Source organism: Billgrantia antri, from assembly GCF_019430905.1.
GTDB lineage: Bacteria > Pseudomonadota > Gammaproteobacteria > Pseudomonadales > Halomonadaceae > Halomonas > Halomonas antri.
In genome coordinates, this window is the sequence record NZ_JAHYCA010000007.1 from 302,480 (window position 1) to 329,105 (window position 26,626).

Below are 26,626 nucleotides of genomic sequence, written 5' to 3' on the forward strand. Positions count from 1 at the left end.
GCGAGGCTGGAAACGAAGCGGGCAGCCCCCATGGGGCTGCCCGTTTTGCGTTTCCAAGGGGCGAAATCGGCGGTATAGGTGGCTCTCACGCGCGTCAACCCCTAAAATGGTCGCCGAGTCAAAAACGACCCATACATGAGTAGAGACAAGTTGAAGGAAGTCGCCGTGAATCCGGTCAAGAAAACGTTTCAGTACGGTCGCAGCACCGTCACCCTGGAAACCGGGCGCATCGCCCGGCAGGCCACCGGTGCCGTCATGGTCACCATGGACGAGACCGTGGTGCTGTGCACCGTGGTCGCCCGCAAGGATACCAAGCCCGGGCAGGATTTCTTCCCGCTGTCGGTCCACTATCAGGAGAAGACCTACGCGGTGGGCAAGATCCCCGGCGGCTTCTTCAAGCGCGAGGGGCGTCCCACCGAGAAGGAGACCCTCACCTCGCGGCTGATCGACCGCCCCATTCGCCCGCTGTTCCCCAAGGGCTTCATGAACGAGGTGCAGGTCATCTGTACGGTGCTCTCCACCGACCGCAACCATGACCCGGACATCGCCGCCATGCTCGGCACCTCCGCGGCGCTGGCGATCTCCGGCGTGCCGTTCAACGGCCCCATCGGCGCCGCTCGCGTCGGTTTCGACGAGGAGAAGGGGTATTTCCTCAACCCCACAGTGGAAGAGCTGTCCAGCTCCGAGCTGGACATGGTCGTCGCCGGTACCGAGAAGGCCGTGCTGATGGTCGAGTCCGAGGCCGATGAGCTGCTCGAGGACGAGATGCTGGGTGCCGTGCTCTACGGCCACCAGGAGATGCAAGTGGCCATCCGCGCGATCAACGAGCTGGTCGCCGAGGCCGGCAAGCCCAAGTGGGAGTGGCAGCCGCCCGCCGAGAACACCGCGCTCAAGCAGGCCGTCGCCACCGCCTTCGAAGCCAAGGTCGGCGAAGCCTACCGCATCACCGACAAGATGGCGCGCCAGGATGCACTCGCTGCGCTCAAGGAGCAGGCGGTGGAGCAACTGGCCGGTGAGGAAGAGGGCCGGTTCGACGCCGACGAGGTCAAGGGAGCGTTCGCCAGCCTCGAGAAACGCGTGGTGCGCTCCCGCGTGATCAAGGGCGAGCCGCGCATCGACGGTCGCGATCAGAAGACCGTGCGGCCGTTGGCGATCGAAGTCGGCAGCCTGCCCAAGACTCACGGCTCGGCGATCTTCACCCGCGGCGAGACCCAGGCGATCGTCATCGCCACCCTGGGTACCCTGCGCGATGCCCAGCTGATCGAGTCGCTGGAAGGCGAGCGCAAGGATCGCTTCCTGCTGCACTACAACTTCCCGCCCTACAGCGTGGGCGAGGCCGGCTTCATGGGCGGCCCCAAGCGTCGTGAGATCGGCCATGGCCGTCTGGCGCGCCGCGGCGTGCAGGCCATGCTGCCCGACGAGGCGGACTTCCCCTATACCATTCGCGTGGTCTCCGAGATCACCGAATCCAACGGCTCCAGCTCCATGGCCTCCGTCTGCGGTGCCTCGCTGGCGCTGATGGATGCCGGCGTACCGATGAAGGCCCCGGTAGCGGGGATCGCCATGGGCCTGGTGAAGGATGAGAACGGTTTCGCCGTACTCACCGACATTCTCGGCGACGAGGATCATCTGGGCGACATGGACTTCAAGGTCGCGGGCTCCTCCGCCGGCGTCACGGCCCTGCAGATGGACATCAAGATCGAGGGCATCAACGAGGAGATCATGGAGATCGCCCTGCAGCAGGCCCATGAGGCCCGCCTGCACATTCTCGAGCAGATGAACACGGTCATCGGCCAGAGCCGTGCCGAAGTCTCCGAGAACGCGCCTTCCATGGCCACCATCAAGATCGACCCGGAGAAGATCCGCGACGTCATCGGCAAGGGCGGCGCCACCATCCGCAAGATCTGCGAGGATACCGGCGCCTCCATCGACCTGGACGACGACGGTACCGTGCGCATCTACGCCGAGGACAAGGCGGCGGCGAAGAAGGCCATCGACATCGTGCTGTCGATCACCGCCGAGGCCGAGATCGGCAAGCTCTACAAGGGCAAGGTGGTTCGCATTGCCGACTTCGGTGCTTTCGTCAACATCATGCCGGGCACCGACGGCCTGGTACACATTTCGCAGATCGTGCCCGAGCGGGTCAACGACGTGCGTGATTTCCTCAACGAGGGCGACGAGGTGGTGGTCAAGGTGCTCGACATCGACAACCGCAACCGCGTGAAGCTCACCATCAAGGAGATCGCGCCGGAAGAGAAGGCCGCCTTCGAAGCCGAGCAGGCCGAGACCGCGCTGTAAGCCGCACTCGACGCCGCAAAACGAACCGCCCCCATGGCCAAGCCATGGGGGCGGTTTTATTTAAGTGCTGCCACGCTAGCGAAAGCCAGCGCGCGCAGCGGCTTTACCTCTCTATGGCGAGGGCGACCCCCTGCCCGCCACCGATACACAGCGTGGCCAGGCCCTTCTTGGCGTCGCGGGCGATCATCTCGTGCAGCAGCGTGATCAGCACGCGGCAGCCCGAGGCGCCGATCGGGTGGCCCAGCGCGATGGCGCCGCCGTTAACGTTGACCTTGGAGGTGTCCCAGCCGAGCTCCTTGTTGACCGACAGCGCCTGGGCGGCGAAGGCCTCGTTGGCCTCGACCAGATCGAGATCGTCCAGGCTCCAGCCGGCCTTCTCCAGGCAGCGGCGGGTGGCCGGGGCGGGGCCGATGCCCATGATCGACGGATCGACGCCGGCATTGGAGTAACCGGCGATGCGAGCCAGCGGCTCGAGGCCGAGCTCGCGCGCCTTGTCGGCGGAGCAGATCATCACCACGGCGGCGCCGTCGTTGATCGAGGAAGCATTGCCGGCGGTGACGGTGCCATCCTTCTTGAATGCGGGCTTCATGCCGCCGAGCTTTTCCGCGGTCACTTCACGCGGGTTCTCGTCGGTATCGAAGACCACCGGATCGCCCTTGCGCTGGGGAATCTCGACCGGCACGATCTGGCTCTTGAAGCGCCCTTCCTTGATGGCCGCGGCGGCCTTCTGCTGGGAGGCGGCGGCGAATTCGTCCATGGCCTCGCGGGTGATGCCGTATTTCTCGGCCAGATTCTCGGCCGTGATGCCCATATGGTAGTTGTTGAAGGCGTCCCACAGGCCGTCATGGACCATGGAGTCGATGGCCTTCCAGTCGCCCATGCGCTGGCCGGTACGCGAGTTGGGCAGCACGTGGGGAGCGAGTGACATGTTCTCCTGGCCGCCGGCAAGAATCAGGTCGGCATCGCCGCAGCGGATCGCCTGGGTGGCCAGGTGCAGCGCCTTGAGACCCGAGCCGCATACCTTGTTGATGGTCATGGCGGGAACGGCGGCAGGCAGGCCGGCCTTGATGGCGGCCTGGCGAGCCGGGTTCTGGCCGACGCCAGCCGTGAGTACCTGGCCGAGCAGCACCTCATCGATCTGGTCGGCGGCCACGCCGGTGGAGGCGAGGATGTCCTTGATCACCAGCGCCCCGAGGTCGCTGGCGGGTATGCCGGCAAGCGACCCCCCGAAGGCGCCGATCGCGGTACGGCGAGCGGCTACGATCACCACATCTTGCATTGGAATTCTCCTGAGTCGTTCACGGACGCTGAGAGTCCAGCATAGGCGACTTTTGTGCGCTGCGGCAATGCCCCATGCGGAGATAGCACCAGCCGCGATGCCGGACCGTCAGGCGAACTGGACGGGGATGGCGTTGCTGGTGTGGCTGACGACATTGCCTTCCTGCAGGTAGACGAGGCGTGGTTGGTGATTGTCCAGTTCCGCCTCGCTGTAATGAGCATAGCTGCAAATGATCACGCGGTCGCCGGGGCCGGCCAGATGGGCGGCGGCGCCGTTGATCGAGATCACCTGCGAGCCCTCCTCGGCGCGAATGGCATAGGTGGTGAAGCGCTGCCCGTTTTCGACGTTGTAGATCTGGATCTGCTCGTTCTCGCGGATGCCGGACATGTCCAGCAGCTCGCCGTCGATGGCGCAGGAACCTTCGTAGTTGAGTACGGCGTGGGTGACACGGGCCATGTGCAGCTTGGCCTTGAGCATGACGGTGAACATGCGGACGTCTTCCTCCGGGTGCATTCGCCTGCCGCCTAGCGCGGCAGGGTCAGGGTCAGGTTGTCGATCAGGCGGGTCTTGCCCAGCCGGGCGGCGGCCAGCAGCACGGCGTCGCGTGTGGCAGCGCTCACCGGTCCCAGGTCGGTGGCGCGCAGCTCCAGGTAATCGGGGACGAAGCCGGAGGCTCGCAGCCGAGCCAGACCGGCTTCGAGGGTCGTCTCGATGGGCTCTCCGGCTTCGAGTGACGTGCGCAGCGCGGCCAGGGTGCGCTGCAGCTCCGGTGCCGTGGCGCGCTCGGCCTCGTCGAGGTAGCCGTTGCGCGACGAGAGCGCCAGTCCATCCTCGGCCCGCACGATCGGCACGCCGACGATCTCGATGGGAAAGTGAAGGTCGTCGACCAGCTTGCGAATGACTGCCAACTGCTGATAGTCCTTCTCGCCGAAGCAGGCTACGTCGGGCTGAACCAGGTTGAACAGGATGCTGACCACGGTGGAGACACCGTCGAAGTGGCCGGGCCGCGAGCCGCCACACAGGCCCTCGCTGACGGCCGGCACGCAGACGCGGGTCTGTTCGTTTACGCCGCGGGGATAGAGGGTCGCGACGGAGGGCGTGAACAACAGGTCGCAGCCGGCCGCCTCGAGCTGTTCCTGGTCCTCGGCCAGCGTGCGCGGATAGGCATCCAGATCCTCATTGGGACCGAACTGCAGCGGGTTGACGAAAACCGTCGCGACGACCACGTCGGCATGGCGGCGTGCGGTTTCAACCAGCGCCAGGTGACCGGCATGCAGGTTGCCCATGGTCGGCACCAGACCGATACGCTGGCCTCGGCGACGATGCTCGCCGAGAGTCTCGCGCAGCGCAGAAATGTCTCGCAGGGTTCGCATCAGCGGGCCTCCTCGATGGAAGAACGGAACTAGAAACAGTGTTCCTCAGCCGGGAAGCGGCGCGCCTTGACGTCCTCGTGATAGCGACGGAAGGCGCCGGGAATGTCATCGGCCTCGGCCATGAAGTTCTTGACGAAGCGCGGTGTGCGGCCATGGGTGACGCCGAGCACGTCGTGCAGGACGAGGATCTGGCCATCGGTATCCGGGCCGGCGCCGATGCCGATCACCGGCACCTGGAGGGCCTCGGTAACGGCCTTGCCCAGGCTGGCCGGCACGCACTCGAGCAGGATGGCCGAGGCACCGGCTTCGACCAGGGTGCGGGCATCCTCGAGGATCTGTGCGGCGCGCTCGGCGTCGCGGCCCTGGACCTTGTAGCCGCCGAGCTGGTAGACGGTCTGGGGCGTCAGGCCCAGGTGGGCGCACACCGGCACGCCGCGGCGAGTCAGCTCGCGGATACCGTCGGCCATCCACGCTTCGCCCTCGACCTTGACGATTTCAGCGCCGGCACGCATCAGCTCGCCGGCATCGTTCAGCAGGCGCTCGTTGCTGGCATTGCTCATGAACGGCAGGTCTGCCATCAGCAGACTTGCTCCTTTGGCGCGGGCGGTACAGCGGGTGTGATAACAGATGTCGTCGAGGGTCACCGGCAGGGTGCTGGCATGGCCCTGAAGCACCATGCCCAGCGAATCGCCGACCAGCAGTACCTCGATGCCCGCTTCGGTGGCGGTGCGTGCGAAGGAGGCATCGTAGGCGGTCAGACAGCTGAAGGTTTCGCCTGAGCGCTTGTAGGCCTGCAGCGTGCTTAGCGTGACGGTTTTCATGGCGTGCTCTCGTTATGTTCCGGGCGCCTGGCTGGAGCGGTGGTGCCAAGGCAGCGCCTGATTGTTACCAGAATGAGGTGGTCGTGTCGACCGGTAACACCTTGCGCCTCAGTTCCCGCTGTCAGGTAACACTTCGACTTCACCAGCCGAGGCGAGCGTTTCCGCCAGCTCAGCGATGCGACGCCCATCCGGCAGCTGCAGCCGCGGCGCCAGCTCGGCGAGCGGCAGCAGCACGAAGGCACGGGCCGCCATTTCACGGTGCGGCACCTGCAGTCGCGGCAATATCAGAGTCTCATTTCCGTACAGTAGCAGGTCGAGGTCGAGGGTGCGGGGCCCCCAGTGGCGCTGACGCACGCGGCGATGCCGCTGCTCCAGCGCCTGCAGCTGGTCGAGCAGGGCCAGCGGCGAGAGGCGTGTGCGCAGGTGGATGACGGCATTGATGAAATCCGGCTGGTCCTGCGGCCCGACCGGACGGCTGCGATACAGCCGCGAGGCGGCGGCTCGCTCGGTCAGGGGCAGGGTATTCAGCTCCCCATAGGCGCGGCAGACCTGATCGACCGGATCGTCGAGATTACTGCCTAAGCCGACGTATGTGTCGACGAGAGGCGTCATGAGGGACCGGAGGGACTGCGCCGTCGGCGTTTGCGCGGGCGCCGCCGCCGGGGGGTGTTGCCGCCGGGTCCGGTATCGGCCCCCGCCTTTTCGAGCAGGCGCCGTTGCTCGTGCTCGTCGCCCTCCTGATAGGCCGTCCACCACTCGCCAAGCCCGGGCTCTATCTCGCCGGCGGACTCGCGCAGCAGCAGGAAGTCGTAGGCGGCGCGAAAGCGCGGATGCTCGCGGGTCTGCAGTGCGCGCTTGCCGCGGCGCTGGGGCAGGCGCTGCTGGAGGTCCCAGATGTCGCGCATCGGCAGGCTGAAGCGCTTGGGCACCGAAATGTGCTTCAACTGGCGCGACAGCACCTGCTGCGAGGCGAGCTGCAGTGCGGGGATGGGTGGCATGCCCTCGGCTTCCAGAACGCTCTGGCGGCGCTGTACGGGGCCCCACAGCAAGGCGGCGAAGAGGAAGGCGGGAGTCACCGGCTTCTCCTCGTGAATGCGTCTGTCGGTGCTGGCCAAGGCCTCCTCTAGGAGCGGCTCCGCCCAGGACAGTTCGGCCATGGCCTCATCGGTCTCGGGGAACAGCATGGCGAACAGGCCGTAGTGGCGCAGCAGGCGGAAGGTCTCCACGCCGTGCCCGGCCATGAACAGCTTGAGCACCTCGTCGAATAGCCGCGCGGGAGGAATCTGCAGCAACAGCGGCGCCAGCTCGTGGATCGGGGCTTCCGAATCCGGCGCGATATGGAAGTCGAGCTTGGCGGCGAAGCGCACCGCACGCAGCATGCGTACCGGGTCCTCGCGATAGCGCACGGCCGGGTCGCCGATCAGGCGCAGGGTGCGCGATTCGATATCGCGCATGCCATCGGCAAAGTCGTGTATGGAGAAATCGGCAATGCTGTAGTAGATCGCATTGACGGTGAAGTCGCGGCGAATGGCGTCTTCCTGAATATTGCCCCAGACGTTGTCGCGCAGCAGCAGGCCATGCTCCGACTGCTGGGCGATATGGTCGCCGTGGTCGTCGCTGTGAGTGCCGCGGAAAGTGGTGACCTCGATCACCTCGCGGCCGAAGCGCACATGCACGATGCGGAAGCGGCGACCGATGATGCGCGAGTTGCGGAACAGTTCGCGCACCTGTTCCGGCGTGGCATCGGTGGCGACATCGAAATCCTTGGGCATCTTGCCGAGCAGGGAATCGCGAATGCAGCCGCCGACCAGGTAGGCCTCGAACCCAGCGTTATGCAGACGATAGAGCACCTTCAGTGCCGCCTCGCTGAAGTGCTGGCGCGAAATGGGGTGCTGGTCGCGGGGAACGATTCGAGGGCCTGCCTGCCCCCCGGAAGCGTCCTGGGGGCCGAAGAGTGTCCTGAGATGTGTGCCAGGGCTCTGCAGAAAGCGGGTAAATCCTTTGAACATGCGGCGATTTCGACTCGCAGTGTGCGAAAGTTGTAGAGTGTAGCCGACCACCGACACCTTGCAAAGCGGCGGACGTTCTCACCGCAGGGACCTGGCAGGAATGTGCAAAGCAAAAGAGGAGGCCGTTGGGCCTCCTCTGACAAGCTAAACGGTGCTGCGTCCTTGCGGCTGTTTCTTCTTCGTGATGGCGCATCGCCTTGAATACGCACCACAGTCACCAAGAGTCACAGGCAAACAGTGTTGTTGTGATTGTTGACGTTCCTGGTTGCGACCGCCTCGTATTCAAAACAATAATCCAACCACGACGGCACAGGAGGTATGCCTGCCTTCGGCTTGTTGATGTTGTTGCCGAAGGTGCGCTCTTGCGGCCATTGTTCTTGTTGTTGGCCGGGGCTGGCGCGTCGCGTCCTGATGGATCCGGTGCTTCGCTTCCGTCTTGTTGTTGTTGGCGAACAAAGCGAAGGGCGGCATTTCCCGGGGCATCTTGTTGTTGTTGCCCCTTGACCGCATCCTTTTCACAGCCTGCCATTGTTGTTGTTGGTGCAGGCTCTGCCTTCCCCTGGTGCCTTGTTTTTGTTGTTGGCTCGGGGGGCAGCCGGATGTTGTTTTTCTTGCCTTGGTAGTTGCACGGCACATGCCAACAAGTCTTTTATTGCATGAAAATCAATAGCATGAAGTTTGCTCTCGGAAGTGCCCAGACGTTGCGTGGCTGATGTGTTACCTCCACTGCGCCATGTCGGGGCAATTTCTGGGTGGGAAGGTAACACCTGGTGCAAGCGAGCCCTGCGTGGCACGAAAAAAGCGCCTGCGGCGAGTCGGCCGAGGCGCTTGGACATTAGTCTTAGATGGACGTCATGCGCTGCTACGCCGTGCCTGCTTCTTGCGCGGGATACCGAGACGTTGGCGACGCTCCCACAGGCATTTGCGGCTGATGCCCAGTTTCTGGGCGAGCTCCGTTTCGCTCATGTGATCCTGGTGTTCCAGGACGAAGTGCTGGAAGTAATCCTCTAGCGACAGATCCTCCTCGTCCTCACTTTCTTCGTCCCGTGCCTGGTCGGTCGGTATCGATCTTGGCTCCACGACGCTGCGGTGCTGAGCGGCAGGGCTCGGGTTCAGCCCCAGGTCGTCGGGGTGAATCAGGTGGCCTTCGGCCAGGATCACACCACGCTCGAGGGCATTCTCGAGCTCACGTACGTTGCCTGGCCAAGGGTAGTCGCGGATTTCGCGATGCGCCGCGCGTGACAGGCGAAGCCCGTCACGCCGGTGTCGGCGACAGGCCTTCTCCAGCAGGGCGTCGGCGATCAGCAGGATGTCGTCCTCGCGCTCGCGCAGCGGCGGCAGATCGATCTGCATCACGTTCAGGCGGTAGTACAGGTCGAGACGAAACTCGCCGGTCTTGGACAGGGCTCGCAGGTCGCGGTGGGTGGCAGCGATCAAGCGCACGTCGACATGGCGGGTCTCGACCGAGCCGATGCGCCGGATCTCGCCTTCCTGAAGCACTCGCAGGAGGCGCGCCTGAGCATCCAGCGGCAGTTCGCCGATCTCATCGAGGAACAGGGTGCCGCCGTCGGCGGCCTCCACCAGGCCGGTACGGGCGGCACTGGCACCGGTAAAGGCCCCCTTCTCATGTCCGAACAGCTCCGACTCGATCAGGGTCTCGGGGATGGCGGCACAGTTGACGCAGATCAGCGGCGCGTGGATGCGCTGGCTCTGCTGGTGTATGGCGCGTGCCACCAGCTCCTTGCCGGTGCCCGACTCGCCCTGGATCAGCACGGTGACGTCGGCCGGCGCCGTCTTGCGAATGCGCGTGTAGACTGCCTGCATGGCCGCGCATTCGCCGATCATCTTCTGGCGCGAGCCGCCGGCGTCGGTAATGTCGGGTGGCGAGGTGTGGTGTGCCGACTGCTGATGAAGCACCCGGGCCACGGTCTCCAGCAGTTCGTCATGGTCGAAGGGCTTGGCCACGTAGTCCACTGCGCCTTGCTTCAGCGACTCCACCGCCGAGCGCATGCTGGCGTAGCTGGTCATGATCAGCACCGGCACCGGCGCGGCCTGTTCGATCAGGTCGGTGCCGGGCTCGCCGGGCAGGCGCAGGTCGCTGATCACCAGATCGAAGCCGCGCGGCTCCAGGGCCAGCGCCTCGTCCACGCAGCCAGCCTCGCTGACCTCGTAGCCGTGGCGCTCCAGCAGCCGGCGCAATGCGGTGCGGATGATGGCTTCGTCTTCAACGATCAGAATCCGGCTCATCGGTATCTTCGCCATCCTCTCGTTCGGTGGGCAGCCACAGGCAGATGCGGGTGCCGCGCTCCTGCCCGGGGGGTGGTGATTCGATCTCGATCCTGCCATGGTGCTCCGCCACGATGCTGTAGACCAGCGGCAGGCCGAGTCCCGTACCTTCGCCTGGCGGCTTGGTGGTGGTGAAGGGCTCGAAGAGGTGTTCGCGAACCCGGTCGTCGAGCCCATGGCCTTCGTCGGTGACGGTGACCTTCAGCATGCCGCCTTCCGGTTCGGCCGCGATGACCACTTCGCCCTCCGGCTCGCTGGCGTCTCGCGCGTTGCTCAGCAGATTGATCATGACCTGCTGCAGCCTCTGGGCGTCGCCGTGCACCTCGAGTTCGGCAGGGCAGAGGTTACGGTAACGGACATCCTCTCCCGAGCGCGCCAGCCGGATCAAGTGCAGGGCCTCCTCGGTGATCTCGGCGATGGATACGGGAGCCAGTCTGGTGCCCTTGACGTGACGGCCGCCATGAGCGAAGCCGACCAGCGAGCCCACGATACGCGAGATGCGGTCGGTGAGCTGCTGGATCTGGTGGGCGGTTTCCAGTACCTCGGGATCGTCGGTGTCGTAACGCAGGTTCTGCGCCAGCGAAGAGATGCCGGTCACCGGGTTGCCGATCTCGTGGGCCACGCCGGCAGCCAGCTGGCCGATCGAGGCGAGCCGTGCAGCGTGCACCAGTTCGTCCTCGAGCCACTTCATTTCGCTGTGGTCCTCGATCAGGATCACGGTGCCGCCGCGCACGTCGTCATCGGCCTGCAACTCGGCGCGATGCAGCGTCAGATAGCGCGTCCCGCCCTTGAGTTCCACCGCTTGCTTGTAGAGATGATCATTGGGCTCGACCAAGGCGCGACCCAGCAGCTCGGCCCAGGGAGCCGGCAGGCCATCGCGGCGAGCGCCCACCACGCCGGCTCCGTCGATGCCGGAGAGTTCGGCCAAGGCGTCGTTCCACATCAGCAGTTCGTCATCGACGCCGAAGGTGCAAAGCCCCACCGGCAGCCGGGCGAGGATCCGACGGTGGTAGCGGCGCAGTCCGTCGAGCTCGCGCGCCAGACCGGTGAGTCGTGAACGATAGGCCTCCAGCCGGCTCTCGACGAAGTGAATGTCGTCGGTGGGCTCCTGGCCACTGCGGCGGTAGGGCAGGTAGCGGTCGACGATGTCCTGTGCCACCGAGGGGCCCATCAGGCCGGAGAGATTGGCCTGGATGCGGTCGCGCAGCCGGCGCAGGGCGTAGGGGCGCCCGTCGAGCGGCGACATGCCCAGGTCGGTGAGGGCGCGTTCCACTTCGCGCTGGGCGACGTCCTCGCCCAGCGCCTGCGCCAGCGGTTGCTTGAACTCCTCGCCAGTGGTAGCGATCAGCGGCAGTCGCTTGGGGCGGATCACGGCATCCACCGAGCATGCCTCGGCGGCGGCACGCTCTCCCTCGGAGGTGGGCGTGGCCAGCGAGACGATGATGAAGACGAGGATGTTGAGTGCGAGCGACACCAGGGTCACCACGTACCAGTCGGGCTCGCCAACGAGCAACTCCAGGCCCGGTGGGATCAGGAGTAGAGTGGGCAGGCCGGTGAGCAGTGGCAGCCACAGCCCGGCGAGCCAGACCAGTACGCCCACGACCAGGCCCGACACCATGCCCTTGCGGTTGGCACCCGGCCAGTAGAGCAGCGCCAATAACCCCGGCAGGCACTGGGCCATGCCGACGAAGGCCGCCAATCCCAGCGTAGTCAGGTCGTGATGGACGCCCACCGTGCGATAGAACAGCCAGCCGCCGAGGATCACCGTGGCCATCAGCGCCCGGCGCAGCCAGCGCAGCCAGCGGTAGAGGTTGGGCTGGGCCTCGGGCGGATGGGCGACCAGCAGCACATGGTTGAGGATCATGCCCGACAGCGACATGGCGATGATCACCAAGGTGCCGCTGGTAGCGGCGAGGCCGGCGAGGAAGGCCAGTGCCTGGACCCAGAAGGCGTCGGAGAGGCCGAAGGCCAGGTAGGCGGCGCTCAGCGCCTCATGGCTGCCCAGCCGCTGGCCGGCCCACAGCAGCAGCGGCACCGGAAGCGCCATCAGCAGCAGGAACAGCGGCAGCGACCAGCTCGCCTGCAGCAGGGTATGGCGCGAGAGGGTCTCGGCGAAGGTGATGTGGAAGATATGCGGCATCAGCAGCGCCGTGGCGAAGAACAGCAACAGCAACGTACGCCAGTGGGCGGCGTCGGGCTGCATCACGCTGGCCTGATAGATCTGCCCGGGACCGTCCAGCCAGGTTTGCAGCTCGGCGGGGCCGTCGAAGACGACGAACAGGGCGAAGGCGCCCAGTGCCAGCATGGCGAGGAGCTTTACCACCGAGGTCAATGCAATCACGGCGAGTAGCGTGTCGTGCCGGGCGGGCCCCTTGCCGTGGCGTGCACCGAAGATCATCGCAAACAGCGTGATCAGCATGCATAGCGCGAGCGCGGGCAGGGCCGGCGAGGTGGCGCCGGTCATCAGCTGGATGGCGTCGCCCAGGGTCTGGACCTGCAGCGCCAGCAACGGTAGTACCGCCAGCAGGCTGATCACGGTGATCAGGGTGCCCACCCAGCGCGAGCGGAAGCGGAAGGCGAACAGGTCGGCCAGCGAGGCGAGCTGGTGGGTGCGGGCCATGCGCTGGATCGGCACCAGCAGCACCGGGGCAAGCAGGAACGCCCCTGCCGCGCCGAGGTAGTAGGTGAGATAGCCATAGCCCGACTCGGCGGCCAGCTCCAGGCTGCCGTAGACCGCCCAGGCGCTGGCGTAGACGCCAAGGGCCAGGGTATAGACGGCGGGGTGGCGGGTCACTCTGCGGCTGAGCCAGCCCCGCTCCACCGCGAGGGCGCAGAGAAACATCAGCAGCAGGTAACCGGCGCCCAGGAAGAAGACGCTGGTCAGGCTAGCGTTCATCGAGCTTCCTTTTCTGTTCCAGCCATAGCGTCAAGGCGATCAGCACCCCCCAGATGACGAAGGGGCGATACCAGGCCACGCCGGGACTCGACCAGCCGCTCATCAGCAGCGGCGAGAGCAGGTAGCCGCCGAAGACCAGGAACAGCATGATGCGATAGACGTACATGAACTCCTACTCCCTGCGCTGGGCGTCGGCGATGATGCGCCGGGGCTCCCAGTGAGCGATCGCCCAGGCCAGCTGCTCGTTCACGCTTGCCGTGTTCAGCGTATCGGGCGGGGCCTGGTCGAGAGCCACGAGGGCGCGATGGAGCAAGGGTCGCACCGCACCATCCTCGAGCGGCAGTGCCGGCGCCAGGTTCTGCTTGGACAGCTTCTGGCCTTCACGGTTGACGATCAAGGGCAGGTGGAGGTAGCGCGGTTCGGGCAGGCCCAGCGCCTGCTGCAACTGGCGCTGCCAGGGCGTGTTGTCGAGCAGGTCGTAGCCACGCACCACGTCGCTGATGCCCTGGTCGGCGTCGTCTACCACCACCGCAAGCTGGTAGGCCCACAGCCCATCCTTGCGTTTGAGCACCACGTCGCCGAGCTGGGCCGGGTCGAAGCGCTGCTCGCCGAACAGCCTGTCCTGCCAGATCACCGGGCGCAGGCCTAGATCGCTGCGCAGGCGCCAGGCCAGCGGCTGGTTCGGCTCGCACACGCCGTTGCGGCACCAGCCGGGATAGATCGGATAGCCGCGCCACTGCTTGCGTGAGCAGCTGCAGGCATAGGCCAGCCCTCGGGCCTTCAAGCGTTCCAGGGCGGCGGCATAGGCGGTGTCGCGGTCATGCTGCCAGAGCACCGGGCCGTCCCAATGCAGGCCGAAAGCCTCCAACTGGCGCAGGATCATGTCGGCTGCACCCGCCGGGCAGCGCGGCGTATCGATGTCCTCGATGCGCACGAGCCAATCGCCACCGGCGCGGCGGGCGTCAAGAAAGCTGGCCAGGGCCGCGATCAGTGAGCCGAAGTGCAGGGCGCCGGAAGGGGTTGGAGCAAAGCGGCCGCGATAGCCGATCATGGCAGGCTCCAGGCGAGGGTGGCCGACACGCAAACGGGCACCCAGCGGTGCCCGTTGCAGAGAAGAGCGAGACGTATCACGCCGGTATCAGCCGCCGAGCTGTTTTTCCTTGAGCTCGGCCAGGGTCTTGCAGTCGACGCACAGGGTCGCGGTGGGGCGTGCCTCCAGGCGACGGATGCCGATCTCGACGCCGCAGGCCTCGCAGAAGCCGTAGTCGTCCTCATCGATTTTCTCGAGCGTCTCGTTGATCTTCTTGAGCAATTTGCGTTCGCGATCGCGGGTGCGCAGTTCCAGGCTGAAGCCCTCTTCCTGGGTGGCGCGATCCGCCGGATCGGCATAGTTGTTCGCCTCTTCCTGCAGATGACGCACCGTACGATCGACCTCTTCCATGAGCTCCTGTTTCCAGCCCAGCAGGATCTGTCGGAAGTGCTCAAGCTGCTGCTCGTTCATGTACTCTTCACCCGGCGCCGCCTCGTACGGGGTGAATCTTTTGGGCGCTTCCGTTTTCTTGTCTGCTACTGGCATGGGATTGCCTCATTACTTGAGTGACTGCTGATCAATACCCGCCGCAACATGGTGCAAGGTATCTCACGCCAAAGGCATGCTTGTTTATCGGAATTCTCCGAGTTTTGCAATACCCGGTGGAATTGGCCGAGGCCTCCCAGCGACCTGAATCGATGGTATTGTTTTTTGACCGCCGAAAGGGGAAAAGTGCCCACCGGCGGTTATCTTTCTTGCGCTCAGGAGTATGCCATGTCGTGGAATCCGCGCGTTGAACGCGTCGCGCCCTTCCGTGTGATGAGTCTGCTGGAAGCCGCCCAGGCGCGCGAGGCCGCCGGCCATGACGTCATTCATCTGGAGGTAGGCGAGCCCGACTTTGCCACCCCCGAGCCGGTAACGGCGGCCGGGAACGCAGCGCTGTCGGCAGGACACACCCGCTACAGTCCGGCCGCCGGCTTGCCGGCCCTGCGCGAAGCGATTTCCGGCCACTACCGCGAGCACTTCGGCGCCGAAGTCGACCCTCGGCGGATCCTGGTCACGCCTGGGGCTTCCGGGGCACTGCTGCTGGCCAGCCAACTGCTCGTCGGTCCGGGTGACCGAGTGCTGATGGCCGATCCCAACTACCCTTGCAACCGCCACTTCATGGCCCTGGCCGGCGCCGAAGTGGATACCGTCCCTGTCGGCCTGGAGAGCGGCTGGCAGCTAGACGCCGGCCTCGTCGCAAGCCACTGGCGCGATGATACCCGCCTGGCAATGCTTGCCACGCCGTCAAACCCCACCGGCCACATGCTTGATGCGGCACAGCTCAGGGCGGTCGCCGACACGGTGGCAGCACGTCGTGGCCATCTGCTGGTAGACGAGATCTACCAGGGCCTCAGCTACGACCTCGAGCCGCTGTCGGTGGCGTCGCTCACTCCCGATGCCTTCGTGGTCAACAGCTTCTCCAAGTATTTCGGCATGACCGGCTGGCGCCTGGGCTGGCTGCTGGCGCCGCAGGAGGCCGTGGAGCCGCTGACCCGGTTGGCGCAGAACGTCTTCCTCGCCGCTCCCACCCCGGCCCAGCACGCGGCCCTGGCGGCGTTCACGCCCGAGTGCCGCGATATTCTCGAGCGCCGTCGCCGCGAGCTCGGGCGACGCCGCGACGCACTGCTGGCCGGTGTTGCCCGGCTGGGCCTGGCGCCGTCGCTGCCGCCCCAGGGCGCCTTCTACCTGTGGCTCGACATCTCGCGCTACAGCCGTGACAGCCAGGACTTCTGCCAGCGCCTGCTGGAGGAGGAGAACGTGGCGATCACCCCGGGGGTCGATTTCGCCGTGAGCGGAGGCGAGCACCATGTGCGTATGGCGTTTACCACCGGCGTTGCGCGCCTGGAGGAGGCGGTGAGCCGGCTCGAGCGCTTCCTGGCGCGGTTGTAGGAGGCGAGATGGACTATCCCTGCCTGGTTCCCGGCGTGTTGCTGCGTCGCTACAAGCGCTTTCTCGCCGACATACGCCTCGAGGACGGCCGCGAAGTGGTGGCGCATTGCCCCAATACCGGCTCTATGCGGGCAGTCAACGTGCCCGGCTGCCGCGTGTGGCTGGCGCCCAGCGACAACCCGGCACGCAAGCTGGCCTGGACCTGGGAGCTGATCGAGCTGACCCAGGCCGATGGCAGCGTGGCACTGGCCTCGGTGCATACCGGGCGCACCAATCGTATCGTCGAGGAGGCGCTGCGCGCGGGTCGGGTACCGGCGCTGGCCGGCTACGCCACGCTCAGGCGCGAGGCCAGGGTCGAGGGGGCGCGTCTCGACTTTTGCCTCGGCGATGCCGAGCGCGACAGCGCCTACGTCGAGGTCAAGCAGGTAACGCTCAAAGAGCTCGATGGCCACGGCTACTTCCCCGATGCGGTCAGCGAGCGCGGCCGCAAGCACCTGCTGGCGCTGGCGGCCCTGGCCGAGCAGGGCCGGCGTGCGGTGCTGCTGTTCTGCGTGGCGCATACCGGCATCCGCGACGTGGCCCCGGCGGCGCATCTCGATCCGGCCTACGCCGCTACCTTGAAGGCCGTGGTAGAGCGCGGAGTCGAGGTCATCGCGCACGGCTGCAAGGTCGGCTGGCATGATGGCAGTCCGGTGACGATCGCGCTGGGCGAGCGTCTGCCGGTGTCACTCACTCGCCAAGTAGATGTTGCCCTCGGCATCGACTGAGATCGGCAGCGGTTCCAGGGAGCGGCCCTGGCAGGGGCCGAACACGCATTCGCCGCTCTCCGGCAGGAACAGGGCGCCATGCATGCCGCACTGGATCAGCTCGCCGCCCGCTTCGAGAAAATCCCCTTCCGGCACGTTCAGCGGCACCAGCTGATGCGGACAACGATTGAGGTAGGCGCTGACGCGGCCGTGTACCTGAACGAGAAAGGCGTGACGGCCGTCGGGCAGCGTCAAGCCTCGCGAAGGCGAGGCATCCAACTGGGCAAGATGCGCGATGGCGTCGGACATCTTGCTCAGCGCTCGATATGGAAGCGCTGGATAAAGCTCACTTCGGCCGGCTCCTGGTTGCGGTCATAGCGCACATCGAGCGTGAAGTGCATCGGCTCGTCGTCGCGGATGCGAAACACCGCGATCTGCGACTGCGTGTCGCCGCTGCGCAGGGTGCGGAAGGAGAGCGGCGTGCGCTCGCTGCCCTGAACCTCGCCTACCGTGCCGCTGACCGATGCATTGACCGGGCGCAGCTCGCCGTCGACCTCCTCGAGCACGCTGACATTGAGCAGTGCCATGGCTGGACTGCGCTGGATGCCATGGGCCTCGGCCACGGAATGGGGCAGAAAACTGGTGCTCACGGCGCTGTAGTGGATCTGATAGTCGCCCACCTGTTCGAACTGCTGGGCTTGTCCTGCCAACGGTAGCAGGCCCAGCAACAGCGCAATGGCCAGGGCACGATGGCGTGACACGATGCGTTTCAGCATGGCGCTCTCCTTGAGCATGACGGTCGACGGCAGGGGGTCATTGGCGATTCTGGCGCTCGACGCGGAAGATCGCGATCTCGCCGAACAGGTTGGGCCATAGCCGTGTGGCCCAGTGTCCTTCATGATCGCCGATGCCCACGGCTCGGTCGGTGATGCGAAGCCCCTTCTCGCGGCACAGGTGCTCGAAGTCGTTGAAGGTCGACAGATGGATGTTGGGCGTATCGTACCAGGCGTGCGGCAGCGACTTGGAGACCGGCATGTAGCCGCGAATGCCAAGATGCACCCGATGCCGCCAGTAGGCGAAGTTGGGGAAGGTGATGATGCACTCCCGGGCCACCCGCAGCATCTCGTCGAGCATGCGGTCGGGTCGGCGAAGCGCCTGCAATGCCTGGGTCATGACGACCAGGTCGTAGGCATCGTCCTCGAAGTTGACCAGCCCCTCGTCGAGGTTCTGCTCGAGCACGCTGACGCCCTTGGCGATGCAGGCGGTGATGCCTTCAGGGTCGATCTCCAGGCCATAGCCACTGACGCCCTTGTCACGCGCCAGGGCTTCCAGCAGGGTGCCGTCGCCGCAGGCCAGGTCGAGGATATGGGCGCCTTCGGGCACCCAGCGATGGATCAGCTCCAGATCGGCGCGCATCATGCGGTCTCCTCCAGGCCCAGCTCACGGGCGGCGCGGGACATGAAGGCAGCGAATACCGCCTGGTAGCGTGGCTCCGGCAACAGGAAGGCGTCATGGCCGTGGGGCGAGTCGATATTGACGTAGCTCACCGGCTTGCCGGCACGGGTCAGGGCATTGGCCAGCTCGCGCGAGCGCGACGGCGGGAAGCGCCAGTCGCTGGTGAAGCTCACCACCAGGAACGGGCATTGGCTGGGGGCGACGGCTTCGGCCAGCACGCCGCCGTGCTCTGCCGCCGGGTCGAAGTAGTCCAAGGCCTTGGTCATCAGCAGGTAGGTGTTGGCGTCGAAGGTGGTGGAGAAGGTGTCGCCCTGGTAGCGCAGGTAGGACTCGACCTGAAACTCGACGTCATAGCCGAAGTTCAGGTCCTCGCTGCGCAGATCGCGGCCGAACTTGGTGCCCATGGCGTCTTCCGAGAGGTAGGTGATGTGCCCTACCATGCGCGCCAGCTTGAGGCCGCGGCGTGGCGCCGTGTCGTGCTCGGCGTACCAGCCCTCGTGGAAGTCGGGATCCGAGCGAATCGCCTGGCGTGCGACCTCGTTGAAAGCGATATTCTGTGCCGAGAGCTTGGGCGTGGCAGCGATGATCACGGCGTTGGCAACCCGCTCGGGATAGAGTCGGCACCACTGCAGTGCCTGCATGCCGCCCAGGCTGCCGCCGATCACTGCGGCGAAACGCTCGATGCCCAGGCGATCGGCCAGACGCGCCTGGCTGTGCACCCAGTCGCTCACCGTGACCATGGGAAAGTCGGGTCCCCACAGGCGTCCCGTGGCAGGGTTCATGCTGATCGGACCGGTGCTGCCGTGACAGCCCCCCAGGTTGTTCAGCGACACCACGAAGAAGCGGTTGGTATCGATGGACTTGCCCGGACCGATGTGAGCATCCCACCAGCCGGGTTTGCGCTCGTCGCTACCGTGATAACCGGCGGCGTGATGGTGGCCCGACAGGGCGTGGCAGATCAGTACCGCGTTGGAGCGTTCGGCATTGAGCGTGCCGTAGGTCTCGTAGACCAGATCATAGGCCGGCAGCGTCCTGCCGCAGGCCAGGGCCAGGGGGTCGTCGAAGTGCGCCGTCTGCGGCGTCACCAGGCCGACCGAGTCATCGGGGAACTCGGGCATGTGTCGTTCGGTGTCCAGTCGTTAGGGGTCGCCAGGAGCGGGCGGAGTCTTACAGGCCCACCAGAGCGCCGGCGATGCCGGCGGCACGCATCAGGGCGCCGACCACGATACCATCGATGAGGCTGATGGCGATGAAGACCACGATGGGCGACAGGTCGATCATGCCCAGCGGCGGAATGACCCGGCGAACCGGTGCCATGATCGGTTCCACCAGCTGCATGACCAGCAGCGCCCCGGGGTGGCTGGCGTTGGGCGCGACCCAGCTCAGGATGATCATCACGATCAGCGCGAAGAAGTAGATCTTGAGAATGGCATTGGCGATTGCCGCCACGGCGCCGATCGCCACCTGGGTGATGGGCGGCATGCCGAAGCCGGCGACCTGCAGAATCACTACCACGCTCACTGCCTTGAGCACGAAAGCGGCGGCGAGAGTCGCCATGTCGAAGCGCCCCATCACCGGGCCGAGGAAACCCTGGAAAGGCCGCACCACCGGCTGGGTAATCTTGACCACCGACTGGCTGATGGGGTTGTAGTAGTCGGCCTGGGACGCCTGCAGCAAAAAGCGCAGCATCAGCAGGAACAGGTAGATGTTGATCAGGGTGTTAACCAGCAGCAGGCCGGCATTTCCCAGTTGGCCCATGTGGGCTCCTCCCTATCGTCGAGACGATCGCCCGCGGTCGTCGCGAGCGATCAAAAAGACTAACGCTTGTCGAGTTCTTCGGCCATCTCCTGTGCCCGGGCTGCACAGGCTTCCATGGCCTCGGCCATGATTTGGCGCAGTCCGGCCTGCTCCAGGTGCTCGATGGCACGTTCGGTAGTGCCTCCGGGTGACATCACGTTGCGCTTGAGCCGGTCCGGGGGGAACTCACTGCTCTGCGCCATGCGGGCAGCCCCCAGGGCGGTCTGGATCGCGAGGCGTCGCGCCGTCTCGGCCGGCAGGCCGAGCTTGACGCCGGCTTCCTCCATGGCCTCGAACATCAGGAAGAAGTAGGCCGGGGCGCTGCCGGACACGGCGGTCACCGCGTCCAGTAGACCTTCCTGCTCCACCCATTCGGCAATCCCCACGGCCTCGAGCAACTCAGAAGCCAGAGAGCGCTGCTCGTTGCTTACTTCGGCGGTGGCGTAGAGGCCGGCGGCACCGGCGCCGACCAGCGAGGGGGTGTTGGGCATGCAGCGTACCAGCGGCAGACCGCCGCCCATCCACGCCTGCAGCGACTCGGCAGTCAGCCCGGCCGCCACCGAAATGACCAGTGGCCGCTGGCGCTGCAGGGTGTCACGCAGCCCCTCGCACACGCCGCGCATGATCTGCGGCTTGACCGCCAGCACCACGACATCGGCGTCGCGTATCGCTGTGGTGTTGTCGGTATCGGTATGGATACCGAAGCGTTCGCGCAGCGGCGCCAGCACGTCGTCGCTCGGCGAGGTGGCGGTGATGGCGGTGGCCGGATGGCCATTGTCGATCATTCCGCCGATGATGGCGCCGGCCATGTTGCCGGCGCCGATGAAGGTGACTCTGCTGGCCATTGCGATCCGTCCTTCTGCTGTAAATAGCGTCCGGCTCGCACCGGTACGCATGCGTCGTTCAACGATGCGATGTGTTGCGTGCACCGAAGATAGCCGTGCCCAGTCGCACCAGAGTGGCGCCCTCCTGCACGGCGGCCTCGAGGTCGTCGCTCATGCCCATCGACAGGGTGTCCAGCGGCGCCTCGGGGAAGCGCTTACGCAGCGCTTCCAGGGCCAAGCGCAGCCTTGCCAGGGGCTCGCGCTGGCTCGCCATGTCTGCGGCCGGGGCCGGAATGGTCATCAACCCACGCAGGCGCAGGCGCGGCATCGCGAGCACCGCGTTCGCCAGGCCCTCCAGCTCGTCGAAGGCAACCCCCGACTTGCTGGCTTCGTCGCTGACGTTGACCTGCAGGCAAACGTCGAGCGGCGCCAGGGCGTCAGGGCGCTGGTCGTTCAGACGCCGGGCAATCTTCTCGCGATCGATGCTGTGGACCCAGTCGAAGTGCTCGGCCACGGCCCGCGTCTTGTTGGCCTGCAGCGGGCCGATGAAATGCCAGACGATCCCCTCCAGGTCGGCCAGCTCGGCCTGCTTCTCCAGCGCCTCCTGAACATAGTTCTCGCCGAACTCGCGCTGGCCCAGCTGCCAGGCCTCACGGATCATGCCGGCCGGTTTGGTCTTGCTGACGGCAAGCAGTCGCGCTGCGTCGGCTGGGCGTCCGGCCGTGACCAGCGCCCGCGAGAGGCGTTCGCGAGCACTGGTCAGCGACTCGGAAAGCATGGTATCCGTCATATCAGCCACATGATCTCCGTCATGTCCGCAAGGTCTGTCATACTCGCTGGAACCTCTATCGGGGAGCTGGGGAATCGCATGGATATTACCGAACTGCTGGCGTTCTCGGCAAAGCAGAACGCCTCTGACCTGCACCTGTCGGCCGGATTGCCGCCGATGATTCGCGTCGACGGCGACATTCGTCGGCTCAACGTGCCCGCCATGGAGGACCGCGAGGTCCGCAAGCTGATCTACGACATCATGGGCGATCGGCAGCGGCGCGACTACGAGGAGTTCTTCGAGACCGACTTCTCCTTTGAAGTGCCGGGCGTGGCACGCTTTCGTGTCAACGCCTTCAACCAGGCCCGCGGTGCTGGCGCGGTATTCCGCACCATCCCCAGCGAAGTGCTGACCATGGACGACCTGGAACTGGGTGAGGTCTTCCGCCGCCTGGCGCTGCTGCCACGCGGACTGGTGCTGGTCACTGGCCCCACCGGGTCGGGCAAGAGCACGACGCTGGCTGCGATGATCGACTATATCAACGATAACCGTTACGACCACATCCTCACCATCGAGGACCCGGTGGAATTCGTCCATCGCAGCAAGCGCTGCCTGATCAACCAGCGCGAGGTGCACCGCGACACGCACGGCTTCGCTCAGGCGCTGCGCAGCGCGCTGCGCGAGGATCCCGACGTGATACTGGTCGGCGAGATGCGCGATCTCGAGACCATCCGTCTGGCGCTGACGGCCGCCGAGACCGGCCACCTGGTGTTCGGCACCCTGCATACCACCTCGGCAGCCAAGACCATCGACCGTATCATCGATGTCTTTCCCGGCGAGGAGAAGGCCATGGTGCGCTCGATGCTCTCGGAGTCGCTGCAGGCGGTCATCTCGCAAACGTTGCTCAAGCGCCGCAGCGGCGGCCGCGTGGCGGCCCACGAGATCCTCGTCGCCAATGCAGCGGTGCGCAACCTGATCCGTGAGGACAAGGTGGCGCAGATCTACTCGGCCATCCAGACCGGCGGCAATATCGGCATGCAAACCCTCGATGCCGCCCTCGCCAAGCTGGTGGCAGAAAACGTGGTCAATCGCGACGAGGCCCAAGCCCGTGCCAAGAGCGTGCTGACCAGCTGAGCGCCGAGACATCTGACAGGGGAGCGGAGAGATGAAAGCACAGGAATGGTTGGAGCAGCTGCTCGACATCATGGCCCGTCAGGAGGCCTCGGACCTGCTGATCTCGGTGCAGGCGCCGCCCACCATCAAGACCGCCGGCAAGCTCACTGCGCTGGGCGACCAGCGGCTGTCGGTGGAACAGGTGCGCGAACTGGTCAATACCGCCGTGCCGGAGGGGCTCAAGGAGCGCTTCCAGCAGGAGCGCGAGGCCAACTTCGCACTGAGCCTCTCCGGCCGGGGGCGTTTTCGGGTCAGTGCCTTTCAGCAGCGCAACCAGTGGGCCATGGTCATCCGTCGCATTGCCTATGAGATCCCCCACCTCGAGGAACTCTCCCTGCCTGCCCAACTGGGCGAGCTGGCCAACCTCAAGCGCGGGCTGGTGTTCGTGGTGGGTGGCACCGGGACCGGCAAGTCGACCACCCTGGCATCGATGATTCAGCAGCGCAACGAGACCGTGGGCGGCCACATCATCAGCGTCGAGGATCCCATCGAGTACGTGCATCCCCACAAGAAAGCGATCATCAACCAGCGCGAGGTGGGCATCGACACCGAGTCGTTCGAGGTGGCGCTGAAGAATACCCTGCGCCAGGCGCCGGATGTGGTTCTGATCGGTGAGGTACGCACCCGCGAGACCATGGAACACGCCCTGACGTTCGCCGAGACGGGGCACCTGTGCTTGGCGACCCTGCATGCCAACAACGCCAACCAGGCACTCGATCGCATCATTCACTTCTTTCCGCATGAGCGTCACGAGCAGATCTGGCTCGACCTGTCGCTCAACCTGCATGCCATCGTCGCCCAGCAGCTGCTGCCGACCCGCGACGGCGGGCGCGCCCCGGTCATCGAGATCCTGTTGCGTACGCCGCTCATCGCCGACCTGATCCGCAAGGGCGAGGTCGGCGAGATCAAGAACGTCATGGCCCGCTCGCGCGACCAGGGCATGCAGACCTTCGACCAGGCACTGTTCGAGCTCTACAAGGCCGGCACGATCAGCGAGGAGGTGGCCATGGTACACGCCGACTCGGCCAACGAGCTGCGCATGATGATCAAGTACGGCGACGAGAAGAGCGAGGTGCTGACGAAAGCCCAGGATGGTGCCCAGCGGTTTTCGCTGCGCGACGACGACGATTTCTAAGGCGCGTAGATGCCGCCGAGGATTCGCGGGCCGGCGGCGCCGGTGACGCTGGGCAGGTTGCCGGGCAGCCCTTCCAGGCGGCGCCAGGCGAGCCAGGCGAAGGCCCCGGCCTCCAGCCAGTCGGCCGGCCAGCCCCAGTCGCTGCTGGGCACCAGGGCGGTTTCGGGCAAGTGGCGGGCCAGACGGCCTAGCAGGTCGCGGTTATGCGCTCCGCCGCCGCAGGGGATCAGCGCAGTGGCGGTGGGCGCACCGACAATCTCCCGTGCCATCTCGATGCCCAGGGCCACGCTGGTGGCGGTCAGCTCCGCCAACGTGGCCTGGACGTCTTCGGCCCGCTCGTGTCCCGTCAGATGTCGCTCCAGCCAGTCGAGATGAAAGACTTCCCGTCCGGTGCTGCGCGGCGGCGGGCGATGGAAGAAGGGCTCGGCAAGCAACTTCTCCAACAGCGTTTCGTCCACTCGCCCCGAGGCCGCCCAGCTGCCGTCGGCATCGAAGCGGCCGCCGCGATGACGCGCATGCCAGGCATCCAGCAGGGCGTTGGCCGGGCCGGTATCGAAGGCAATGATCTCGGCTTTGATTTCCGAGGGTGGCAGCAACGTCAGGTTGGCGAAGCCGCCCAGGTTGAGGGCCAGCTGCCACTGCCCCGCGCGCCGGAACAGTGCCTCGTGAAATGCCGGGGCCAACGGCGCGGCCTGTCCGCCGGCCGCCAGGTCGCGGCGGCGGAAGTCGGCCACCACCCGGCACCCCGTCAGCTCGGCGAGCAGGCTCGGGTTGTCGAGTTGCAGGGTATAGGCGGGGCCTTCGGCGTGACCCCAGGGTGCATGCTCGATGGTCTGGCCGTGGCTGCCGATCGCTTGAATCTGCTCCGCCGGCGTGCCGCTGCTGAACAGCAGCTTCGTCACTGCCTCAGCCTGGAGTCGGCTGAAGGCATCCTCGGCGCAGGCCAGTTCAGCGAAGGCGACCCGTTCAGCCTGGCACAGTGACAGCAAGCGCTCGCGCAGCGTGTCGGGCATCGGCTCGGCATGTGTGGAGAGCAGCCGCGAATGCCCCGACGAGTCGATCTCGACCAGGGCGGCATCGATACCATCCAGACTGGTGCCGGACATCAAACCCACGAATAGCGCCATCTCTTTTCTCCCCTAACGTGGCCGCCCGCGAGGCGTGAAGTCATGCTAACATCGTGCCCCATTCGATGGACCCTGCCGTGGGGTGGATCAACGCAATTCGTGGAGTGGGAGACGATGACCGACGTCGCAAGCGCACTGGCGCTGCTGAAGCGAGGCACCCAGGAGATACTGCTGGAGGAGGAGCTGGTCAAGAAGCTCGAGTCCGGCCGCAAGCTGCGCATCAAGGCGGGCTTCGACCCGACGGCTCCCGACCTGCACCTCGGTCACAGCGTGCTGCTGACCAAGATGCGCCAGTTCCAGGACCTGGGTCACCAGGTCATCTTCCTGATTGGCGACTTCACCGGACGCATCGGCGACCCCACTGGCAAGAACGTCACCCGCAAGCCGCTCACCGAGGACGAGGTCCGTGCCAATGCCCAGACCTACAAGGAGCAGGTGTTCAAGATCCTCGATCCCGACAAGACCGAGGTGCGCTTCAACTCCGAGTGGTTCGGCGAACTCAGCGCGGCCAAGATGATCGAGCTGGCGGCCCAGAGCACCGTGGCGCGCATGCTCGAGCGCGACGACTTCGACAAGCGCTACAAGTCGGGCCAGCCGATCTCCATCCATGAGTTTCTCTACCCGCTAGTGCAGGGCTATGACTCCGTTGCGCTCGAGGCCGACGTCGAGATGGGCGGCACCGACCAGAAGTTCAACCTGTTGATGGGGCGCGAGATCCAGAAGCACTTCGGCATGGAGCCGCAGGTCGTCATGACCATGCCGCTGCTCGAGGGGCTCGATGGCGTGCAGAAGATGTCGAAGTCGCTGGGCAACTATGTCGGCGTCGATGAGGCGCCGGGATCGATGTTCAACAAGCTCGTTTCCATGCCCGACAGCCTGATGTGGCGCTACTTCGAGCTGCTCTCGCTGAAATCCAATGAAGAGCTCGAGTCGCTCAAGCGAGAGGTCGAAGCCGGGGCCAACCCACGGGACATCAAGATGGAGCTTGCCCGCGAGCTGATCGGGCGCTACCACGGCGAGGAAGCCGCGGCCAATGCCCACAAGTCGGCCGGCAACCGCCTGGCCGAAGGCGAACTGCCCGCAGACCTGCCCGAGGTGGAAGTCGACTTCGAGGGCAGCGACCAGGCGCCGATCGCTGCGGTGCTCAACCGTTCAGGACTTGCCAACAACAGTGCCCAGGCCAAGGACATGCTGGGCAACGGCCGGGTCAAGGTAGACGGCGAAGTCGTATCCAAGGACCACATGCTCGATACCGGCAAGAGCTACGTGATCCAGGCAGGCAAGAAGCGCTACGCCCGGGTCACGCTGCGCTGAGCTATTCCATGGTTCCCTGGCCTACTGATTACAAGTCAGTTGCTCTACCGACGCCCGCCTCGCGCGGGCGTTGTCGTCTTCGTCCCGCACCGAAACCATCCACAGCCCCTTGTCTGCAAGCGCCTGTGGATAGCTCGCCAACCGCGTTCTGACATCGCATCGTCACGCGTTTGAAATTTTTTTACAGGCGCCCCTTGCAGGGGCCAGGGGAAAGCCGTAAAGTACGCATCCGCTGTCGGCGACGGGCAACGTTGCAGGCGGTGGGAAGAGTGGTAAGTGGCTGTCTTGCTTTGTATTTTCCGATTCGCTTCGTAAAATTCGCACTTGACGCCCACGGCGAATTCGGTAGAATGCGCCCC

The 26,626-nt window shown here is 65.5% G+C and carries 25 protein-coding genes; 6 read left to right on the forward strand and 19 right to left on the reverse strand.

What is annotated here, in order from left to right:
* Nucleotides 1–165: 165 nt before the first annotated feature.
* Nucleotides 166–2,298, forward strand: coding sequence for a polyribonucleotide nucleotidyltransferase (gene pnp, locus KPL81_RS18520; protein ID WP_219793421.1), 2,133 nt, complete (start codon nucleotides 166–168; stop codon nucleotides 2,296–2,298).
* Nucleotides 2,299–2,401: 103 nt separating this feature from the next.
* Here pnp and KPL81_RS18525 read toward each other — a convergent pair whose 3' ends face one another.
* The 11 genes from KPL81_RS18525 to dksA form a co-directional block, all read right to left on the reverse strand.
* Entirely contained in the window at nucleotides 2,402–3,577 is a 1,176-nt protein-coding gene (locus tag KPL81_RS18525; RefSeq protein ID WP_219793389.1) for an acetyl-CoA C-acetyltransferase, read from the reverse strand.
* A gap of 108 nt (nucleotides 3,578–3,685) precedes the next feature.
* The gene (gene panD, locus KPL81_RS18530) at nucleotides 3,686–4,066 is read right to left on the reverse strand and encodes an aspartate 1-decarboxylase (protein WP_209474597.1); all 381 of its coding nucleotides are present in this window, start codon (nucleotides 4,064–4,066) and stop codon (nucleotides 3,686–3,688) included.
* 35 nt (nucleotides 4,067–4,101) lie between these two features.
* The gene (panC, locus tag KPL81_RS18535; RefSeq protein ID WP_219793390.1) at nucleotides 4,102–4,950 is read right to left on the reverse strand and encodes a pantoate--beta-alanine ligase; all 849 of its coding nucleotides are present in this window, start codon (nucleotides 4,948–4,950) and stop codon (nucleotides 4,102–4,104) included.
* A 29-nt stretch (nucleotides 4,951–4,979) separates the two neighbouring features.
* A complete protein-coding gene (gene panB / locus KPL81_RS18540; RefSeq protein ID WP_209474593.1) occupies nucleotides 4,980–5,771 on the reverse strand; it encodes a 3-methyl-2-oxobutanoate hydroxymethyltransferase in 792 nt (263 codons plus the stop codon).
* 108 nt (nucleotides 5,772–5,879) lie between these two features.
* Nucleotides 5,880–6,383 carry a 2-amino-4-hydroxy-6-hydroxymethyldihydropteridine diphosphokinase gene (gene folK, locus KPL81_RS18545; RefSeq protein ID WP_219793391.1) on the reverse strand — a complete coding sequence of 168 codons (504 nt, stop codon included), beginning with the start codon at nucleotides 6,381–6,383 and terminating at the stop codon, nucleotides 5,880–5,882.
* A complete protein-coding gene (pcnB, locus tag KPL81_RS18550) occupies nucleotides 6,380–7,780 on the reverse strand; it encodes a polynucleotide adenylyltransferase PcnB (RefSeq protein WP_209474589.1) in 1,401 nt (466 codons plus the stop codon). The genes folK and pcnB overlap by 4 nt, the downstream gene beginning before the upstream one ends.
* Before the next feature lie 852 nt (nucleotides 7,781–8,632).
* On the reverse strand, nucleotides 8,633–10,027 hold the full coding sequence (locus tag KPL81_RS18555) for a sigma-54-dependent transcriptional regulator (RefSeq protein WP_219793392.1): 1,395 nt from the start codon (nucleotides 10,025–10,027) through the stop codon (nucleotides 8,633–8,635).
* Nucleotides 10,005–12,962, reverse strand: coding sequence for an ATP-binding protein (locus KPL81_RS18560; RefSeq protein WP_219793393.1), 2,958 nt, complete (start codon nucleotides 12,960–12,962; stop codon nucleotides 10,005–10,007). The genes KPL81_RS18555 and KPL81_RS18560 overlap by 23 nt, the downstream gene beginning before the upstream one ends.
* On the reverse strand, nucleotides 12,952–13,128 hold the full coding sequence (locus tag KPL81_RS18565) for a hypothetical protein (protein WP_167119311.1): 177 nt from the start codon (nucleotides 13,126–13,128) through the stop codon (nucleotides 12,952–12,954). Before KPL81_RS18565 ends, KPL81_RS18560 begins: the two co-directional genes overlap by 11 nt.
* Before the next feature lie 6 nt (nucleotides 13,129–13,134).
* The gene (gene gluQRS, locus KPL81_RS18570) at nucleotides 13,135–14,013 is read right to left on the reverse strand and encodes a tRNA glutamyl-Q(34) synthetase GluQRS (protein WP_219793394.1); all 879 of its coding nucleotides are present in this window, start codon (nucleotides 14,011–14,013) and stop codon (nucleotides 13,135–13,137) included.
* Between the two features lie 87 nt (nucleotides 14,014–14,100).
* Nucleotides 14,101–14,538 carry an RNA polymerase-binding protein DksA gene (gene dksA / locus KPL81_RS18575; RefSeq protein ID WP_209474581.1) on the reverse strand — a complete coding sequence of 146 codons (438 nt, stop codon included), beginning with the start codon at nucleotides 14,536–14,538 and terminating at the stop codon, nucleotides 14,101–14,103.
* A gap of 228 nt (nucleotides 14,539–14,766) precedes the next feature.
* Between dksA and KPL81_RS18580 the strand changes: the two genes are divergently transcribed.
* Both KPL81_RS18580 and sfsA read left to right on the forward strand, forming a co-directional pair.
* Nucleotides 14,767–15,927, forward strand: coding sequence for an aminotransferase class I/II-fold pyridoxal phosphate-dependent enzyme (locus tag KPL81_RS18580; protein ID WP_219793395.1), 1,161 nt, complete (start codon nucleotides 14,767–14,769; stop codon nucleotides 15,925–15,927).
* A gap of 8 nt (nucleotides 15,928–15,935) precedes the next feature.
* The gene (sfsA, locus tag KPL81_RS18585) at nucleotides 15,936–16,694 is read left to right on the forward strand and encodes a DNA/RNA nuclease SfsA (RefSeq protein ID WP_219793396.1); all 759 of its coding nucleotides are present in this window, start codon (nucleotides 15,936–15,938) and stop codon (nucleotides 16,692–16,694) included.
* Here the strand turns inward: sfsA and KPL81_RS18590 are convergent.
* From KPL81_RS18590 to KPL81_RS18620, 7 genes are read right to left on the reverse strand one after another with little or no spacing between them, the layout of a single operon-like run.
* On the reverse strand, nucleotides 16,653–16,982 hold the full coding sequence (locus KPL81_RS18590) for a Rieske (2Fe-2S) protein (RefSeq protein WP_219793397.1): 330 nt from the start codon (nucleotides 16,980–16,982) through the stop codon (nucleotides 16,653–16,655). The genes sfsA and KPL81_RS18590 overlap by 42 nt on opposite strands.
* Nucleotides 16,983–16,987: 5 nt before the next feature.
* Complete coding sequence (locus KPL81_RS18595; RefSeq protein ID WP_219793398.1) at nucleotides 16,988–17,449, reverse strand: DUF4426 domain-containing protein; 462 nt, start codon at nucleotides 17,447–17,449, stop codon at nucleotides 16,988–16,990.
* A 37-nt stretch (nucleotides 17,450–17,486) separates the two neighbouring features.
* A complete protein-coding gene (gene metW, locus KPL81_RS18600) occupies nucleotides 17,487–18,089 on the reverse strand; it encodes a methionine biosynthesis protein MetW (RefSeq protein WP_209478727.1) in 603 nt (200 codons plus the stop codon).
* Nucleotides 18,089–19,246, reverse strand: coding sequence for a homoserine O-succinyltransferase MetX (gene metX / locus KPL81_RS18605; protein WP_209474573.1), 1,158 nt, complete (start codon nucleotides 19,244–19,246; stop codon nucleotides 18,089–18,091). Before metX ends, metW begins: the two co-directional genes overlap by 1 nt.
* A 49-nt stretch (nucleotides 19,247–19,295) precedes the next feature.
* Nucleotides 19,296–19,886 carry a YggT family protein gene (locus KPL81_RS18610; protein WP_209474571.1) on the reverse strand — a complete coding sequence of 197 codons (591 nt, stop codon included), beginning with the start codon at nucleotides 19,884–19,886 and terminating at the stop codon, nucleotides 19,296–19,298.
* Between the two features lie 59 nt (nucleotides 19,887–19,945).
* Entirely contained in the window at nucleotides 19,946–20,770 is an 825-nt protein-coding gene (gene proC, locus KPL81_RS18615) for a pyrroline-5-carboxylate reductase (RefSeq protein WP_219793399.1), read from the reverse strand.
* A gap of 58 nt (nucleotides 20,771–20,828) precedes the next feature.
* Entirely contained in the window at nucleotides 20,829–21,539 is a 711-nt protein-coding gene (locus tag KPL81_RS18620) for a YggS family pyridoxal phosphate-dependent enzyme (protein WP_219793422.1), read from the reverse strand.
* Between the two features lie 78 nt (nucleotides 21,540–21,617).
* Here KPL81_RS18620 and KPL81_RS18625 point away from each other — a divergent pair, with 78 nt between their 5' ends.
* Entirely contained in the window at nucleotides 21,618–22,652 is a 1,035-nt protein-coding gene (locus tag KPL81_RS18625; protein WP_219793400.1) for a type IV pilus twitching motility protein PilT, read from the forward strand.
* 31 nt (nucleotides 22,653–22,683) lie between these two features.
* On the forward strand, nucleotides 22,684–23,826 hold the full coding sequence (locus KPL81_RS18630) for a PilT/PilU family type 4a pilus ATPase (protein WP_219793401.1): 1,143 nt from the start codon (nucleotides 22,684–22,686) through the stop codon (nucleotides 23,824–23,826).
* Here KPL81_RS18630 and KPL81_RS18635 read toward each other — a convergent pair.
* Nucleotides 23,823–24,953 carry an anhydro-N-acetylmuramic acid kinase gene (locus KPL81_RS18635; protein WP_219793402.1) on the reverse strand — a complete coding sequence of 377 codons (1,131 nt, stop codon included), beginning with the start codon at nucleotides 24,951–24,953 and terminating at the stop codon, nucleotides 23,823–23,825. The two genes, KPL81_RS18630 and KPL81_RS18635, sit on opposite strands and share 4 nt — an antisense overlap.
* A 114-nt stretch (nucleotides 24,954–25,067) precedes the next feature.
* On the opposite strand from KPL81_RS18635, the gene tyrS reads away from it, so the two are divergent.
* Complete coding sequence (gene tyrS / locus KPL81_RS18640; RefSeq protein ID WP_219793403.1) at nucleotides 25,068–26,267, forward strand: tyrosine--tRNA ligase; 1,200 nt, start codon at nucleotides 25,068–25,070, stop codon at nucleotides 26,265–26,267.
* Nucleotides 26,268–26,626: the final 359 nt, after the last annotated feature.

Coding starts and splice junctions, on each gene's coding strand:
- KPL81_RS18525 (WP_219793389.1), bottom strand. CDS start 3,577: ATGCAAGATGTGGTGATCGTAGCCGCTCGCCGTACCGCGATCGGCGCC.
- panD (WP_209474597.1), bottom strand. CDS start 4,066: ATGTTCACCGTCATGCTCAAGGCCAAGCTGCACATGGCCCGTGTCACC.
- panC (WP_219793390.1), bottom strand. CDS start 4,950: ATGCGAACCCTGCGAGACATTTCTGCGCTGCGCGAGACTCTCGGCGAG.
- panB (WP_209474593.1), bottom strand. CDS start 5,771: ATGAAAACCGTCACGCTAAGCACGCTGCAGGCCTACAAGCGCTCAGGC.
- folK (WP_219793391.1), bottom strand. CDS start 6,383: ATGACGCCTCTCGTCGACACATACGTCGGCTTAGGCAGTAATCTCGAC.
- pcnB (WP_209474589.1), bottom strand. CDS start 7,780: ATGTTCAAAGGATTTACCCGCTTTCTGCAGAGCCCTGGCACACATCTC.
- KPL81_RS18555 (WP_219793392.1), bottom strand. CDS start 10,027: ATGAGCCGGATTCTGATCGTTGAAGACGAAGCCATCATCCGCACCGCA.
- KPL81_RS18560 (WP_219793393.1), bottom strand. CDS start 12,962: ATGAACGCTAGCCTGACCAGCGTCTTCTTCCTGGGCGCCGGTTACCTG.
- KPL81_RS18565 (WP_167119311.1), bottom strand. CDS start 13,128: ATGTACGTCTATCGCATCATGCTGTTCCTGGTCTTCGGCGGCTACCTG.
- gluQRS (WP_219793394.1), bottom strand. CDS start 14,013: ATGATCGGCTATCGCGGCCGCTTTGCTCCAACCCCTTCCGGCGCCCTG.
- dksA (WP_209474581.1), bottom strand. CDS start 14,538: ATGCCAGTAGCAGACAAGAAAACGGAAGCGCCCAAAAGATTCACCCCG.
- KPL81_RS18580 (WP_219793395.1), top strand. CDS start 14,767: ATGTCGTGGAATCCGCGCGTTGAACGCGTCGCGCCCTTCCGTGTGATG.
- sfsA (WP_219793396.1), top strand. CDS start 15,936: ATGGACTATCCCTGCCTGGTTCCCGGCGTGTTGCTGCGTCGCTACAAG.
- KPL81_RS18590 (WP_219793397.1), bottom strand. CDS start 16,982: ATGTCCGACGCCATCGCGCATCTTGCCCAGTTGGATGCCTCGCCTTCG.
- KPL81_RS18595 (WP_219793398.1), bottom strand. CDS start 17,449: ATGCTGAAACGCATCGTGTCACGCCATCGTGCCCTGGCCATTGCGCTG.
- metW (WP_209478727.1), bottom strand. CDS start 18,089: ATGCGCGCCGATCTGGAGCTGATCCATCGCTGGGTGCCCGAAGGCGCC.
- metX (WP_209474573.1), bottom strand. CDS start 19,246: ATGCCCGAGTTCCCCGATGACTCGGTCGGCCTGGTGACGCCGCAGACG.
- KPL81_RS18610 (WP_209474571.1), bottom strand. CDS start 19,886: ATGGGCCAACTGGGAAATGCCGGCCTGCTGCTGGTTAACACCCTGATC.
- proC (WP_219793399.1), bottom strand. CDS start 20,770: ATGGCCAGCAGAGTCACCTTCATCGGCGCCGGCAACATGGCCGGCGCC.
- KPL81_RS18620 (WP_219793422.1), bottom strand. CDS start 21,539: ATGACGGATACCATGCTTTCCGAGTCGCTGACCAGTGCTCGCGAACGC.
- KPL81_RS18625 (WP_219793400.1), top strand. CDS start 21,618: ATGGATATTACCGAACTGCTGGCGTTCTCGGCAAAGCAGAACGCCTCT.
- KPL81_RS18630 (WP_219793401.1), top strand. CDS start 22,684: ATGAAAGCACAGGAATGGTTGGAGCAGCTGCTCGACATCATGGCCCGT.
- KPL81_RS18635 (WP_219793402.1), bottom strand. CDS start 24,953: ATGGCGCTATTCGTGGGTTTGATGTCCGGCACCAGTCTGGATGGTATC.
- tyrS (WP_219793403.1), top strand. CDS start 25,068: ATGACCGACGTCGCAAGCGCACTGGCGCTGCTGAAGCGAGGCACCCAG.